7 protein-coding genes, 1 pseudogene, 2 riboswitches and 1 other annotated feature are annotated in these 16941 nt (G+C 42.8%); all 8 genes and pseudogenes read left to right on the forward strand.

Features of this window, described 5'->3' with window-relative positions; all coding sequences use genetic code 11:
• Window positions 1-84: 84 nt before the first annotated feature.
• Complete coding sequence (locus BN587_RS02260; RefSeq protein WP_303684786.1) at window positions 85-543, forward strand: YbjN domain-containing protein; 459 nt, start codon at window positions 85-87, stop codon at window positions 541-543.
• Between the two features lie 257 nt (window positions 544-800).
• Window positions 801-3425, forward strand: coding sequence for a calcium-translocating P-type ATPase, PMCA-type (locus tag BN587_RS02265; protein ID WP_021719530.1), 2625 nt, complete (start codon window positions 801-803; stop codon window positions 3423-3425).
• A 202-nt stretch (window positions 3426-3627) separates the two neighbouring features.
• Window positions 3628-3862, forward strand: a binding site (T-box leader).
• A gap of 76 nt (window positions 3863-3938) precedes the next feature.
• A complete protein-coding gene (gene leuA, locus BN587_RS02270; RefSeq protein WP_021719531.1) occupies window positions 3939-5618 on the forward strand; it encodes a 2-isopropylmalate synthase in 1680 nt (559 codons plus the stop codon).
• Between the two features lie 462 nt (window positions 5619-6080).
• Window positions 6081-6286, forward strand: a riboswitch (cobalamin riboswitch).
• Window positions 6287-6462: 176 nt separating this feature from the next.
• Window positions 6463-13257, forward strand: coding sequence for an autotransporter domain-containing protein (locus tag BN587_RS02275; RefSeq protein WP_021719532.1), 6795 nt, complete (start codon window positions 6463-6465; stop codon window positions 13255-13257).
• A 527-nt stretch (window positions 13258-13784) separates the two neighbouring features.
• Window positions 13785-15182 (forward strand): annotated as a pseudogene (gene ltrA / locus BN587_RS02280) (group II intron reverse transcriptase/maturase).
• Between the two features lie 122 nt (window positions 15183-15304).
• A complete protein-coding gene (locus BN587_RS12175; protein ID WP_304076562.1) occupies window positions 15305-15442 on the forward strand; it encodes a toxin-antitoxin system HicB family antitoxin in 138 nt (45 codons plus the stop codon).
• Window positions 15443-15843: 401 nt separating this feature from the next.
• A riboswitch (cobalamin riboswitch) is annotated at window positions 15844-16014 on the forward strand.
• 224 nt (window positions 16015-16238) lie between these two features.
• Window positions 16239-16643 (forward strand): hypothetical protein, encoded by a 405-nt coding sequence (locus BN587_RS02285; RefSeq protein ID WP_021719534.1) that lies wholly within the window; start codon window positions 16239-16241, stop codon window positions 16641-16643.
• Between the two features lie 101 nt (window positions 16644-16744).
• Window positions 16745-16941: hypothetical protein (locus tag BN587_RS02290; protein ID WP_044484006.1), on the forward strand; the 197-nt coding region annotated here is incomplete at its 3' end.

The following is a 16941-nucleotide window of genomic DNA, read 5'->3' on the forward strand; positions in this document are numbered from 1 at the left end:
AAACAAATATATTTACTAATAAAAAAAGTACACAAATAACGATAATAGTGTATAATAGTATTATAACAATGAAAGCGAGGTCTTATGATGAATAAGAAAGCTGAAGTTTACAAGAAATTCCTTGAAGAAAACAAAATTAACTGGGGCGATGTATTCGAAGTGCCGAAGGCAGACGAGGTTCCTGAAGAAAGCTTCATGCATCCCGTTGTTTTCCGTTCCGCTATCGGTATCCAAGGTCAAAACCTGCCGACTATGCTGGTAATTGACGACAGCATTTATGTAATGCTGCAGGTTCGCGTAGGCGCTGGTCTGGTTAAAGAAGCTAACAAGGCTGCAGTTCTGGCACATCTGAACGCTCTGAACGAAAACTACAAGGTATTCAAATATTACGCTGATGAAGCTGGCAATATCATCATTGAAAGCTGCATTCCTTCTACCGACGATCAATTCGTACCGCAAATGATTCATGCAGTAATCGATGTTATTGTTGACCACCTTAACACTGAATATCCTAAGCTGATGAAAGCTGTTTGGGCTGAATAAGCTAAATAAAATAATATGGTACTTTCTTAAATAAGGGGAGTAGCCGGCACAAGCCTTAGGGCTGGTGTTTACACTGCCGTCAGTACGATTCAATAGAATCCGGCTTTGTAATTAAGTGGCGAGACTTTGTTGTAAAATTTTTATTTTACAGCATTGTCTCGCCCTTTTTTATTATATAATATAAGGTGAAGAGTGTACTTGCATGATTTACCACTATTTTTGACAAGTAGCAGACGTAAGGTCAAAGGAGGAAGAAAATGAGTAAATATGGCTTAAGCAAGGAGCAGATTGAAGAGTCACGGCGCAAGTACGGTGATAACACGTTGACGCAGCCGCCGCGGGAAACATTTTGGAGCAAGCTGCTGGGGAATTTTCAGGATCCCATTATCCGCATCCTGATAGTAGCGCTGCTGGTAAATGCTTTTTTTGTGTATCTTGGTCATGGTGATTGGATTGAAACAATAGGCATTTTCCTGGCAATAATTTTGGCAACCTTTGTTTCCACCTGGTCCGAATACAGCAATGAGAATGCCTTTCAAAAGCTGCAGGAGGCGGCGAGCCGCATCCGCTGCAAGGTGTGGCGTGACGGCGAGCCGTTGGAAATCGCTATTGATGATGTTGTAGTTGGTGATGCCATTATCCTGGAGGCAGGTGATAAAATTCCGGCAGATGGTATTTTGCTGGATGGTACGCTGAAGCTGGACCAGGCTGCACTGAACGGCGAAAGCGAGGAAGCAAAAAAAGTCGCTGCACCTGCTGACTTTCAATGGGATGACGGTAAAATTAATTTTCTTGATGAACATAAGCTGTTCCGTGGCAGCGTTGTGGTAGAAGGCACTGCTGTGATGCAGGCTGTGAAGATAGGTGATAATTCCGTTTACGGCCAGCTTACGCAGGAGCTGAAGGATGATGAACGCGACAGTCCGCTGAAGCTGAAGCTGAAAGGATTGGCAGAGCAGATAAGTAAATTCGGTTATGCCGGCGGTGTGCTGATAGCAGTTGCGGTAATACTGCATAAGATATATCTGGCAGGCAGCTTTGCAGCATATTTTGCTGATATGACAACAGTAATTGCCGATTTGGTGCAGGCTGTAATCTTGGCGATTATTATTATTGTTATGGCAGTACCGGAAGGCCTGCCGCTGATGATTGCGATAGTTTCTTCGCTCAATATGCGCAAAATGCTGCATGACCATGTATTGGTGCGTAAGCTGGTCGGCATTGAAACTGCAGGAAGCTTAAACCTGCTGTTTACCGATAAGACAGGTACTATTACTAAAGGACAGTTGGAGGTAGTGCGCTTCATAACAGGTGATTTACAGGAAATTACTGATTTTACAGCATTGCCTGTACGTATTAAGGAGCTGACCTGTCAGCAGGTTCTGATTAATACATCATCTACCGTTACCGACGGCAAGATTGTCGGCGGTAATATGACGGAAGCAGCGTTAAATAATTATGTCGGTGCTTATCGTTTGCCGCAGCTGCCGCAGCGCCAGCGCTTTATTCCATTCAACAGCGCCAATAAATATTCCTGGGCGCAGGTTGCTCCCGCTGACGGCGGCGCAGCATATTGCCTGATTAAGGGCGCACCGGAAAAGCTGCTGCAGGCTACCGATTGGTATTGGTCAAAAGATGGCAGGCGTTTGCCGTTGACTGATGAGATGAAAGCAGCTCTGGATAACAGAATGCTGGAGCTTGCAGGACAGGCTATAAGAATGCTGGCCTTGTGCACCTATGAGGGAGTACCTGCTGATAACCTGCCGGATAAAGGACTGACGCTTGCCGGTGTTGTTGCCATCCGTGATGACGTGCGTCCGGAAGCAGTGGAGGCTATTAAGTCTGTACAGCAGGCTGGCGTACAGGTTGTAATGATTACCGGTGACCGTAAAGAAACCGCAGTTGCCATTGCCAAGGATGCAGGCCTGCTGCAAAGCACGGAGGATGTAGTCTGGACCTCCGACGAGCTGGCACAGATGAGTGATGATGAGGTCAAGGCTAAGCTGACGCATCTGCGTGTAGTGGCACGTGCTTTACCGATGGATAAATCGCGCCTGGTGCGCTTGGCGCAGGAGCTGAATCTTGTAACCGGTATGACCGGCGACGGTGTAAATGATTCGCCGGCGCTGAAAAAGGCTGATGTCGGCTTTGCTATGGGCAGCGGCACAGAGGTTGCCAAGGAAGCAGGCGATATTGTTATCATGGACGATAATTTCCTGAGCATCAAGCAGGCAATTTTGTACGGAAGAACAATTTATAATTCTATCTGCAAATTTATTGTTTTCCAGCTGACGATTAACTTCTCGGCTGTGGCAATTAACTTTATTGCTCCCTTCATCAATATTGATGAACCGCTGACGATTACGCAGATTCTATGGATTAACCTGGTAATGGATACCCTTGCTGCGCTTGCTTTCGGCGGCGAGCCTGCATTGGCACAGTATCTGCGCGAGGCGCCTAAGCGCCGCAGTGCACCGCTTGTCAGCAAAAAGATGCTTACGAGCGTTATTGTAAGTGGTCTTTATATGACTATTGTGGGCATTGCCTTTTACAAGAGCGCGTGGGTTGACCATCTGTTCCGTGATGCAGATAATCATATTTATACCTACACGGGCTTCTTCTGCGCCTACATTTTCATGGCAGTTGCCAATGGCTTTAATGTGCGTACTGACGGTTTGAACCTGTTAAAGAATATCAGCCTGAACAAGGGCTTCTTACAGGTAATGGCCCTGATTGTTGCAATTCAGGTACTGCTGACCTTTGTTGGTGGGCGTGTATTGCGTACAACACCGCTGAATGCGCATGAATGGGGCGTTGTCGTCCTGTTTGGCGCTTCCATTATCGTTGTTGATTTACTGCGTAAGCTTATCAGCAGCAGGTAAAGTTATACACAGTTGTTGATAAGTCTGTTGATAATCTGTGGGTAAAACACATAAGCTGTGGATAAGTATTCGTGGATAGAAGCACACTAATTGCTGTTACATTGTTTACAATATTGCTGCTAAAAAATTAATTTCAAAAAGAATGTTGACAATTAAAAGCAGAGTGCGTATAATAGCATTCAACGAATAAAATATCGTCCCTAAAAAAACGGTGAAGGGAAGAAGATATGACCGGATGGGCTAAGAGAGTCGCTGGCTGGTGTAAAGCGATGTCAATGGTTATATGCATACTGATCCCGGAGTTGCCTTTCTGATATGTAGGAAAGGACGTGTGGTCACGTTACAGGCAAAGGCCTTGTTGGAGGCTGAGAGGACAGCGCTGCTGAAGTGCTGTTGAAATAGGGTGGTACAGCGTGGAATTGTTCCCCGCCCCTAATTGTGTTATCAATAACACAGGTTAGGGACGGGGATTTTTGTTTATAATCGCTAAGAAAAGCTAGGGGGAAATTAATCATGCAGCAGGAGAAAAAATATATTCCGTTTGAACAAATAAAAATTACTGACCGTCAATGGCCTGATAAAACGATTACTAAAGCACCTGTATGGTGCAGTGTTGATTTGCGCGACGGCAACCAGGCTTTGGTAACACCGATGGGTATTCCGGAAAAAATTCGCTTTTTCCACACTCTGGTAGATTGCGGCTTTAAGGAAATCGAGGTTGGCTTTCCTTCCGCCTCTGAAACAGAGTACGAAATTCTGCGTACCTTGATTGAAGGCGGCCATATTCCCGATGACGTAACCGTACAGGTTCTGGTGCAGGCGCGTGAAGAGCTTATCCGCAAAACCTTTGAAGCGGTACGCGGTGCGAAGAATGTTATCATCCATTTTTACAACTCTACTTCAACACTGCAGCGTAAAATTGTTTTTGGCAAGGATATGGACGGTATTACCGATATTGCTGTACAGGGCGCGCGCCTTATCCGCCAGCTGACGGAAGAAGAGGTTGCCCGCAGCGGTATGAACATCCGCTATGAATATTCTCCGGAAAGCTTTTCCGGTACGGAAATAGATTTCTCTGTGGCAATTTGCGAGGCTGTAATGCAGGAAATGGGCTCTAGCAAAGAAAACCCCATTATCCTCAATCTGCCTTCTACTGTTGAAATGTGTACACCGAACACCTATGCCGACCAGATTGAATACTTCTGCCGTCATATTAAAAACCGTGAAGCAGCAATTGTCAGCGTGCATCCGCACAATGACCGCGGTACCGGTGTTGCCTGCGCCGAGCTGGCACTTTTGGCCGGTGCGGACCGTATCGAAGGTACCTTGTTCGGCAATGGCGAGCGTACCGGTAACCTTGATATCGTTACTGTAGCCCTCAACATGTTTACGCAAAATGTTGATCCCGAGCTGGATTTCTCTCATATCCTGGATATCAAGAAGGTTTATGAGGAATGCACTAGAATGCATGTGCCCGAGCGTCAGCCCTATGCCGGCGAGCTTGCCTTCACCGCCTTCAGCGGTTCGCATCAGGATGCTATCCGCAAGGGCTATGAATACATGAAAAACAGCGTTACAGAATATTGGGAGGTACCGTATCTGCCGATTAACCCGGCGGATATCCATCGTGAATACGAGCCTGTTATCCGCATTAACAGTCAGTCCGGTAAGGGCGGTGCTGCCTTCGTGCTGCAGCATACAGTTGGCTACAATTTGCCTAAGGAAATGCATCCGGAATTTGGCAATATCGTGAAGGCTGCTGCTGACGAATACGGCGACGAGCTTTCCAGTGAGCAGATTGTGCAGCTCTTCCGCAAGGAATACATTGACTTTGTCGGCAAATATCAGCTGCTGCGTCATCGCTTCACCGAGCTGAACGAAGCTGACGGCAGCATCCACAGCCGTTTTGAAGGCGAAATTGCGGTTGCAGGCGAAAAGAAGAGTGTAGTTGGTGTAGGTAACGGTCCTATCGATGCCTTCTTCCAGGCGCTTACAGGTGTCGGAATTAATGGCTACGAATTCGTCAACTATCATGAGCATGCAATTTCCAAGGGTTCTGATGCGAAGGGTATTTGCTACATTGAGCTGAAGCAGAAAAATAATGGCCATATCTTCGGTGTAGGCATTCACTCTAATATTAACGTGGCAGCGCTGCGCGGTATCATCTGCGCTATCAACCGCGCCGAGAAGTGATTAGTGGATATTAGTGAATAGTGGTCAGTGTTTAGTGGTTAGAAAATAGTTGGCAGTACGGGGCAAAGAAAAAATATATTAGAAAAGTGCTCCTGTATATATTATTTTGCTAAAGGCCGGCGCCAGAAAAACAGATAAGCCGGCTTAGAAAACCTCCAAAATAAGGGAAAGATTTTTTTGAAAAACAAGGGAAAGAACTAAAAATAAGGGAAAGAAGTAAGCGCCGTCGGCCGTAAGGCAGGCGGCGATTTGCTTTAACAAAAATATATTGCGAACAGTGTTGGGGGTGACGCCTATTTCAAGGGTTATTTTGTTGGGAGAGAGTTTGTCTTTGAGTCTGATTTCGATAATTACACGTTAATAACAAAGCGAAAACTATTGACAAAAGATTAGAAATGTGCAATAATTACAATTGATAATTAGTTTCAATCATTTTAATTTTAAGCATTTAAAAAAATAAAATAGTATGTCTTATTAGATAGGTGCGTTTGTGCTAGTATTGTGTGCAAATGCTTTATGGGGAAATCGGCGTAATTCCGATGCTGTTTCGCAACTGTAATAGAGAGCAAGACCGTCGCAACTCTTTGTTTTAAAAGAGTTACCTCTTACAAAGGGATGGTTAAGCAATGACCTCGAGCCAGGGTACCAACTGTTTAATGCGTAAATAGGGATGCGAAGAAACATTCTCGATTTTACAGTCCTATTGGTGTATATCATAGGATTTTTTGTAATTCGCGAAGTAAGTTATTTGAGCATGTCAATTCACATATTTTGCGAATTGACATGCTTTTTTATATATCTTTTTTATCTTCAGCGGTGTTATGACAGTTAAGGAGGACGAAAAATGAAGAAAATCAAAGGTAGGAAATTCAGCAAACGCTTGGCTGGTGCTATAACTCTAGCTTTGCTGGCAGCACAAGCAGGCAGTGCCTTGGCAGCAGATACTTACAATAAGCAAATTATTGAAAGTAATTATGCTGGCTCTGTACTTAGAACTTATTGGCAAAATGAGGGTATTAGCGATGGCAAACATAATTATACCTTCAAAGATGATGCTACATTATCAGTGAATTTGACTAATCAAGAGGATTTAAGCTATCAGCAATGGCTATGGAATGTATCTGCTATTGGCGTTAGCGGTTACAACGATACCAATATTGATATGCAGGGGCATAAACTGAGTATTGATATGAGCGGGGATAAGTATGACTCAGTAAATCTTAATATTAGGCCTATTCTCGTTAATAGCAATACGCTTACGATGAAAAATGTTAATGGTATAGATATCTATGTACATGATAGCAAAAAGGCTTATACAACTGCCATTCAGGTAAGCGGTGATGCTTCACTGGGTGTATATCAGGATGGAGAAGGCAATTCGGTGCTGAAAATTGAAAATGATAACGATCCTAATCATGCTGTTAAAATTCGTACTGATGAAAATGTATATTTCAGTCAAGGCGTTTTTGTAAACAGCAATTCTGGAACGGCAAAACTGGATATTAAGGGACTTGTTGATATTGATCTCCGCAAGAATCTGTATAAACCAACTGGCATTCTCGCGTTCGGCGATTCTAAATGTGGTGATTATGCTGAAACAAGTATTGGCGGCGGTAAAATTATCGTTGCTGATTCAGGTAATGCCGTTTATTCTTATGATAGCTATATTACAATCAATAGCGCGCTTGATGATAGTAAGGAAATTATAGCTAAAGACGTAAAAAATGATGTCGAGATTAATGGACGTATTCGATCGGCCGGAGCAAATGGCATTGTAGCCATAGCTTTGAATACCGATAAATCATCTTGGACAGGCTCCGTAGTGCAGGAGACAGAGGGCTCGACAGCTGGTTCTGTTCAACTTATTTTAAGCGATAAGGCTAAATGGAACGCGACAGGTGCGAGTGCTATTACACGTTTTGCCGGTGGCAGCAGTTATGATGATGCTGGTAGCATTTTCCAAAAGGCGCAGGCGGGTGATCTTAATATCGCTAATTATAGTGGATATACTAATGTTTTTTATGAACACAGTAATAGCGGTACTGCTGCCGATGACTATACTGCAGGGGACGTAATAATTAAAAACGCGAACAAGGGCAGCGGTATCAGTATGATTACCGATAGCAGCAATATTACCATGAGCGATGAAGCTCAGGTGAAAGATGTCTTAAATACCTTGGCTAGCAAGTTGACCTATAGTGCCTATGTTGACGGGGAACATAATCTGCGCGGTATTGTCAAAATAGCGGATGGTTTGCTTACGTCCAGCGCGGAATTAAAGACTGGCAGCATTGCTTTTTCTGAAACGGATGGCAAGGGCAGCTATGGCGGTGATGTGAGCGATGTCGTGAATCCGAAAACTGATTTTACCACTACTATTACCGGCACGGACGCAGATACAGAATATAGTGAGAACGATATCGTTCAAAAGGACGGAACATATAAATTTGCCGAAGAAACAACTATTACTCCTGCGGCAAATGTTCAGGCTATAAATGTTAGCAAGGACACCGTAATTGATGCGAGCGGCAGAACTTTGCAAATTACTACGAAAGATGCAACCAATCAGATTAATGCGGTGGAAGCAGCATCCGGGAAAAAACTGGAGCTGACAGCTAAGAAGGTAAGTATTGATGTAACCGGTTCTTCTCGTACTGAAGGTGTACACTTGTATAATAGCAGTGCTACGGTCAATGGTGACCTTGATATTACGTCTAAGGGTATCGGTTATGCTTTAGGCAGCTATATTTATGGTGACAGCACCTTGACCGTGAATGGTGATTTGAGCATAAATGTTGACGGCGATAACAGCGGCTGGGGATATTATGGCGCAAGCGGATTATATGTTGCCGGTCAGTTGAACACGGCAAACTCGATAGGTGGGCAGGCAATAGTTAATGGTGATGTAGATATTAGCGGTAAGGGAAATGGCATTTTTGCCAATATCGGCAATGCATTGGTTACAATTAACGGCGGCGGTACGATTGATGTTGATAGTAGTGTTAACAATTACGCAGCTATTCGTGCTGAAAATTCCACTGTTAATATGAATGTTAAATTGGATGATAATGGTAAAGCTATAGAGGGCGCTGGTAATGATGTTACTATTAATGGTAATATTGCTGTTTCTACTGGTGCTGTCAATCCTATTGATATAAAAGGCACCTTATCTCGTATCAATTTAGCATTGGATACAAAGTATTCTACCTTAAATGGTGTTGTTATTAACGGCTTTCCTGTGGATGGAAAAACTACTGGCGGAGTAACATTTACTGGTGAAAATAATTTGTGGCTACAAAATGGTGCGGTTTGGACTAACGAGAAGAATGGTGTTGTTGACAGTAAGTTCTCCGGAAGTTATGTTAACAATTTTGTAGGCGGTAGTACAGCTGAATCCGCTGGCAATATTTTCCAAAAGGACAGCAATAACATAACTTTTGCTAATTACAGTGGTAATACTAATATTTATTATACTCATAATAATAGTGGTACTGAGGCGAAGGATTACGAAGCAGGAGACACTATTATTAAGGGTGCTGCTAAAGGAAGCTCCATTAATTTGATCACCGATAACAGCAATATCACTATGAATAAAGACAAGGAAACCAACGCAGTTTTGGATGCTTTAGCTGGCAAATTATATTATAACGCTTACGCAGACGGAGAAAGGAATCTTTCCGGTACTGTAACCATTGCTGATGGTCTTACAACTTCTAGTGCTACATTGAAGAGTGGGGATATTACCTTTACGAATGAAAAAGGACAGGGTTCTTATGTAGTGCCAGAAAAAGCTGCTTATGAATTTGTTACGACCTTGACCGGTACAGAGAGCAACGACCAGGAATATATTGATCTCAATTTACGTCAAGAGGATGGCAGCTATAAATTTGATAAGGATGTCACAATTGATATTGGTGCTAACAAAGCTAATAAAGCCATTAAAGCGGATGATGATTTGGTGGTTGATGCTAAGGACAAGGTTATTAATATTGTTGGTAATCAGGTAGCAACCTATGGCACGCTTTATGGCGTATTAAGCCAGATGGTAAATACTACTATTAATGCTAAAGAAATTAATATTGATATTACTACGAAAAACGGCGATGTGCACTGTTTAGAGGCCCAAAATATTAAATATGCCGACAAGCAGTCTAAGCTGACAGTTAATAGTGATGTCAACATTAAGAATGCTCAGGGTGCTTTCGCCGTTTATGCTATTTATTCCCGTGGTAATTCTGCGTTAGAGATTAATGGCGATGTCACTATGAAGAATGAAGAGGGAGGCTATGGCCTGGTTCCGACTCAATCATATAGTTCGCCACGCGCGTTATATGCAACTGGAACTACTTACGGTCCTGCCTATATCACTGTTAATGGTGATACTGATATTGTTGTCGATGGCAATGGTGTAGGAGCGGAAAACTATGGCTCGGAAGTAAATCTTAACGGAGCTGTAAAAATTAAAACTAATCCGGGAAGAAGCAACAAATACGCTGTTTCTGCGGGCGGCGGTACAGTTAACGTCAATAATGGTGAACAGGCAAAAGACATTCAGATTGATGGTAATATTGGCTTATTGAAATCTGATTTAGGTGCTAGCATTATTAATATCAATATGAATACTGCTGATTCGTACTTAAATGGCGTTATTTATGATGAAGCCACCAATGAGAAAAGTGAACTGAATTTTACGCTGCAAAATGGAGCTGTTTGGACTAATAAACTTTACAATACCAATAGCAATTTTGCCGGCAGCACGGTAAGAAAGATTGTAGGTGGCAGTTCCGCAACCTCCGCAGGAAATATCTTCCAAAATGATACTAATAAGATTAATATAACCAATTATAGCGGTAATACTAATATTTTCTATGCGCATGAAAATAAGGGTACGTCGGCAGATGATTATATAGCTGGCGATACTATTATTGGAAATGCAGCTGTTGGAAGCAATGTGAGCCTCATTACAGACAACACCAATATCAATACAGTGCGTTTGAATGAAGTTAATCAGGTGTTGAATGCTTTGGCTGGCAAACTGACCTATAGTGCTTATGTTGATGGCGAAAGAAACTTGAACGGCAAAGTTATTATTGCTGATGGTCTGCTGACTTCTAGCATGACTTTGAACACGGGTGATATTACCTTCAATACAGAAACTGGTAAGGGCAGCTATGAAGCACCTGCTACCGAACCGACAACTGAATTCACTACGCCGGTTACCGGCAATCGTGAGACCGATTGGGAGTACGATGACGCAGGCGTTATCAAAGAAGATAATGTTTATAAATTTGATAAAGACAGCAGTATTACGGTTAGTGGTGGAACTGCCGCAGACCTTAATAGTGTTTCTACTATTGACGCTGTTGCAAAGACTTTGGTTATTGACAATACTTCTACCGGCGGCACCAATATCGGACTTAATAAGACAGAGGATGGCAGAAGTAGCGTGGTTGCTAAAAAACTTAAAATTTCCGTTGTTAATGAATCTGGTCGTGCTGAAGGCATTCATTTAGCAAGCTCCAACAGTAATGGTAGACCTGAGTTAGTGATTGATGGTGATGTTGAACTTAATACCGAGGGCACGGATAATACCATTGGCGCTTATGTAATGGGTAATAGCAAATTGACTGTAAACGGCGACCTTAAGGCTCATATCGATGGGCATAATGGCGGTTATAGCTATTATGGCAGCGAAATTCTTTACGCGACCAGTAACATGGGGGCCAATTCTATGGGCAGTGAGCTGACTGTTGACGGCAATGTTGATCTTTCTGGCGTCGGTAATGGCATTTTCGCTAATGCCGGAGGCAGTGTAATTACTGTGACTGGCGGTGGTAAAATCGATGTGGACAGCAGCACTAACCCATATGCGGCGATTCGTGCGGAGGACGGCACTGTTAATATGAATGTCGTTTCGGATGATAACGGTAAGGCTATTGCATCAGGCAAAGAGAACGTAAATATTAAAGGCAATATTGCCGCGACAACAGGTGCTGTAAATAGAGTGGATAAAAATGGTACGCTTACCCAGATTAACTTGGGGCTTGCTACTAAAGAATCTTCTTTGACCGGCGCAGTTTACAATGCTTTCCCAGAAGAGGGAACGACCAGTGGAGATTTAACCTTTACTGGTGAAGTAAATATGTGGTTGCAGAATGGTGCAACTTGGAACAATCAGGTTCAAGGACAAATTGGTTCATCTTCCGGTGGCAAATCCTTTGAGGGCAGTATTGTAAGCAATCTTGTCGGTGGTGATAGTGCGGACAAGGCAGGCAATATCTTCCAGTCTGACGCCAATAAACTTACCATTAGAAAGTATAGCGGTTTTACTAATCTTTATTATGCTCATGATAATGCAGGTGCTAGTGCAGAAGATTATAAAGCAGGCGATACGGTTATTCAAAGCGCTTCTTCTGGCAGCGGTGTAAATCTTATTACCGGTAACAATGGTATTGATTTAACAAGTAAATCTGAGGTTGAGGAAGCCCTGAGCGCCTTGGCTAGGAAGCTTACTTATAGCGGTTATGCTGCTGGCGAGAAGAATCTTACCGGTAAAGTTGGCATTGCTGATGGTCTGACTACTTCAAGCGCAATGAGAAAGCTTGGTGATATGTCCTTTGCTAGTACTGACGGCAAGGGCAGCTATGTTGCTGGCAGCGTAAGCAATGTCGATGGAAACGATTTCCAAAAGCCGATTATTAAGGGCGATTATGAGAATGCTATTTTGAAAGGCGTTCGTAGCGCAATGATGACTTCCGCTTTGGATTGGCGCGATAACGCGGCTAATTTGAATGGTCGCAGCCTTGCTTTACGCGAGGGTGCTGAAGCTGGAGCCTGGGTACAAACCTATGGCGGCAAGATGAAATATGATAATGACGCTTTAGACTTCACTCACCAATATTGGGCAGGACAGGCTGGCTTCGATAAGGCTATTGCAAATGGCTGGAATTTGGGTGCGGCTATTGATTATCGTGATGGCAGTGCAAGCTACCTTAATGGTGATAAGGGTGATACTAAACTTTATAGTTTAGGCGTTTATGCATCTAAAAATGTAGGTAATAATGCGTATGTAGATCTTATGGCGAAAGCAGGTAAGGTGAAAAATGAATTTACTGTATATAATGATTTCCGCAACACTCCTGTAGAAGTTAAAGCTGATGGCGAATATTCTGCTACTGGGTACAGTGTAAGCGTACAGTATGGACAACGCTTTGGCAATACTAAAAAAGGTTATTTAGAGCCGCAATTACAACTAACTTATGCGCATTTAGGCAGTGACAGTTTTGCTGCTGACAGCAAGGCGGGTAAGCTTTTTGTTAACCAAGAGGCTTTTGATAGTCTTGTAGGCAGAATTGGTGTACAAACCGGTATAGAAAATGAACGTGGAGGCTTCTATGCGAAATTGAGCTTGGCACATGAGTTTAGCGGTGATGCCGGGGCAACCTACATTAGTACGGAAAAGGGTGCGGAGGCTAAGCATACCAGTTATGACTTAGGTGGAACTTGGAGTGAGCTCACTGTTGGCGGCAGCTACAACCTTAGCAAGTGCAGTAATTTTTATGCTGATGTTACTAGAAGTCTGACTGGTGATTATCAACATCAATGGAAATTGAATGCTGGTATCAACTTTAGCTTCTAACTGAAAATTAAATAATAGCTGATATCTTTATTCTTCTAAAGGTAGAAGAAAACGAAGACGCTGGTTTAATTACCGGCGTCTTTGTTGCAGTGCGCCCAGCATGGGCGATAACTAGGTGGTGAAAGTCCACTACGCGCTCGGTAGCAGGAAGCGTTAGCCGAAGGCAAGGGTGTCCATCGTGAGGTGGAATCTGAAGGAAGCCGGATGCTGTTGCGGAAAATCGACAGCGGGCAAAGTTCTGAGCCGACGAACAGAAACCTTATAAAAGGCTGAATTAGAGTGGATAAATCTGCCACACAAGACAAAGTCCAATGCTACCCGAACTCTATACAGTAAATAAGGCGGCTACATGGAATGAAAGTTATCGTTCTTACCTGGGGAGGTCTCACAGACGTAAAATAGGAAATCCGAAATACGGAGTAAAGCTTGCTGTGAGAAGTCAGCAGAGGTCATAGTACCGTTTTTTTTTTACGGGAAGGACTGAACAAATACCGGTCTTGAGTAACTGGAGAAAGGAGTCCAACACAATGAAAGCAGAATACCGAAAGGACTGCCTGCAAAGAGATAGCGTGGAACGCAAAGGGTATGCAGGAGTGCCGAGTGTTGGAACTCGGGACAACAGAGAAAGAGACAATGCAACGCAGGATTTACTGCGAGAAATTCTTCGGGGCAGAAATCTACTCGAAGCAATAAAAAGAGTCAAAGGCAACAAGGGAGCCGCAGGAATTGATGGAATGACTATCGATGAACTGGAACCTTGGTGCACTAAACATGGTCGAGAACTTGTATCTGACATATGGTTTGGAAGATACAAACCGAACCCAGTAAGACGCAAGGAAATCCCCAAAGTAGACGGCGGAGTGCGAAAACTTGGTATACCAACTGTCATAGACAGAATGGTACAGCAGGCAATAGCACAGGTACTGCAACCGATGTATGAAGCAACTTTCTACAAAGGAAGCTACGGCTACCGAGTAGGAAGAAGCGCACAACAGGCAATGGAAAGCGTGAAAGAATATGCGGAAAAGGGCTACCGATACGTAGTAGAAGTAGATTTATCCAAGTATTTCGATACGCTGAACCATGACTTACTGCTTAATATACTTCGCAGGAGAATAAAAGATAAGAGGCTGATAGAGCTAATCAAGAAATTCCTTAAAAGCGGAGTCATGGACAACGGAGTAATAGTAAAGACAGAAGAAGGTTCGCCGCAAGGCGGACCATTGTCGCCACTATTGGCCAATATTTACCTTAATGAGTTTGACCAAGAAATGTCAAGACGAGGAGTAAATATTGTAAGGTATGCAGATGACATTATTGTCGAAGCAAAAAGCAAAAGAGCAGCGAAAAGACTGCTGGAATCCAGCAGAAAATATCTTGAAGATAAGCTCAAGCTAAAGTTGAACATGGAAAAGAGCAAAGTAGTAAGCGTATACTCACCAAAGTTCAAGTTCTTAGGATTTACGCTAGGCAAGAACAAAACAGAAGTAATGATAAGAGTACACAAACAATCCTTGATGAAAGCCAAAGCAAAATTAAAAGAGCTGACAGCTAGAAATCAAGGAAGAAATATACGTGTAGTGATGAACAAGGTAAAAGTATATGTAAGCGGTTGGCTGAACTATTACTGCATAGCAAGTATAAGACGCAAAATGCAGGAATGGGATGAATGGTTGCGAAGAAGATACCGTCAATATATATGGAAACAATGGAAGAAACCTAAAGCAAGGGTTACCAACCTAAAGAAGTTAGGGATACCAGAGGAGTATGCATATATGTGGGGAAATGCACGACTAGGTTATTGGTGAGTAGCAGGAAGTGTAATACTTAATAGGTCAATAACAAAAGAAAAGCTCGTAAAAGCAGGCTATTATGAACTAGCGGGCAATTACGAGCTTAAAAGACTTAAGCATTATGGTATTTGAACCGCCGTGTACCGAACGGTACGCACGGTGGTGTGAGAGGTCGGTAGGTAAATTAATTACCTACCTCCTACTCGATTTTTTGAAAGAAAAACAGTTAATATTTTTTTATGTTAACAGAAAGAATGAAACCTAGTATAATTGTCCTTAACATTTCTGCAGAGATGCACAAGCAGGCGGCGATTTGCGCTTTACAGAACAACATTTCATTGAATAAAATTGTGGAGCAGGCTTTGCAGCGATTTTTGATGCTGGAAAATTAAATACATGAAAAAATTATAGCTGTGATATAGCTGGCGAGCTATATTACGTCAGACTAAGAATATAGTTGTAGGTTAGTTGACGTGTAATCACAATATAATAATGCTTTAATCATTAAGGACTTCATTGTAAGAGAATGGAGTCCTTTTTTGATTTATCAGGTGGCGTAGGCACCTGCAAGCCAAAAGTACTCGATGTACTTTTGCTTGACGGGGGGGGGACAACATGCTATAATTCTAGCAGTGACTAATTATGTAATTAAAGTTATTGTAAAATGAGAAAAAAGCTAATATACATAATTAGCAATTTAGAGAGCTTTGCATGTAAGTATTTTCCTCTTTGAGGAACTGCAAACACTGCATGATATATTGCTATAAAATTTAAGAACCTAACGAGAGAAAAAGAGAATAAAAGCGTATCAGGTGTATTTATACTTAATAGGTAAACAGGTGCAAAACCTGTGCTGTCCCGCAGCTGTAATGTGGAGCTGGCCTTATATAGTCACTGGGAAACCGGGAAGACAAGGCTGGCAGTGAAGCAGAGCCAGAAGAACTGCCTGATATAGGGCCTTTCAACAACCTGCGATGTACAGGATTGCGCTTTCCCAGGGATAAGTGCGTCTTGCTGTCACAGTACGGCAAGGCGCTTTTATTTTGACTGCAATATTTGCATGAAGTATATTTATTATTCTTGCATATTAACATCTGACAAGCGGAACAAGGATAGCTTGGTCAGATGCTTTTATGAAAATAAATTTTTTCCCAGTATGCTCAAATATTACGAGAGAAAGGAGGAGCTATGAAAAGGATATTTATGCTACTGACCTTAATTTTGGCGCTGATGTGCCCAGCACTTGCCGGTGCTTCTGAGGTATCAAGTGACAAAATGATTTTGGATTGGACAACATCCAAGGTATGGGTTAACGGCGGCGAGCTGTGTGTAACAGGTACCTTTGTCAACAAGCGCAGTGATTTGACCATTACTAAGCTGAATGACTTTATTATGCGTGTTACCTACACAGACAAAAATGGCGAGCAGAAACAATTTACCGGCAGACCGGTAAAATTTCCACTGTGCAAAATTCCTGCCAGAGGTTCACGCGACCTGAATCTTAACTTTGGCAAAGTTGCTGACGAAACCGTTAGCAACTGGGTAACGGCGCAGACATATACGTTTACGTATATTAACGGTGCGCGGTTCTGATAATGTTTTTGATGAGTAGAGCATTTTTTTGTGCTCTCAAAATGAATACTTGAATGTCTGTCGACATTCACAACAAGCTAAGAAAGAAGTGTATGAGTAACATGAAAAAAAGATATACAGCAGCAGCTGCTATGATGATGGTGCTGGGCATGTGTGCAAGCGCAAGCGCGGCATATGACGAAAACCTGAACGATTATACCCTGGATACAATGGTAGTAGAGGCTGACGCAGTAAAAAACAAGTTCGGCGATACTATTACTGAGCAGTCCTACTATCGTACCGGCGGGGGGGGGGAAGG

It is taken from the genome of Phascolarctobacterium succinatutens CAG:287 (assembly GCF_000434895.1).
Classification (GTDB): Bacteria; Bacillota; Negativicutes; order Acidaminococcales; family Acidaminococcaceae; genus Phascolarctobacterium_A; species Phascolarctobacterium_A succinatutens_A.

Coding starts and splice junctions, on each gene's coding strand:
- BN587_RS02260 (WP_303684786.1), top strand. CDS start 85: ATGATGAATAAGAAAGCTGAAGTTTACAAGAAATTCCTTGAAGAAAAC.
- BN587_RS02265 (WP_021719530.1), top strand. CDS start 801: ATGAGTAAATATGGCTTAAGCAAGGAGCAGATTGAAGAGTCACGGCGC.
- leuA (WP_021719531.1), top strand. CDS start 3,939: ATGCAGCAGGAGAAAAAATATATTCCGTTTGAACAAATAAAAATTACT.
- BN587_RS02275 (WP_021719532.1), top strand. CDS start 6,463: ATGAAGAAAATCAAAGGTAGGAAATTCAGCAAACGCTTGGCTGGTGCT.
- BN587_RS12175 (WP_304076562.1), top strand. CDS start 15,305: ATGAAACCTAGTATAATTGTCCTTAACATTTCTGCAGAGATGCACAAG.
- BN587_RS02285 (WP_021719534.1), top strand. CDS start 16,239: ATGAAAAGGATATTTATGCTACTGACCTTAATTTTGGCGCTGATGTGC.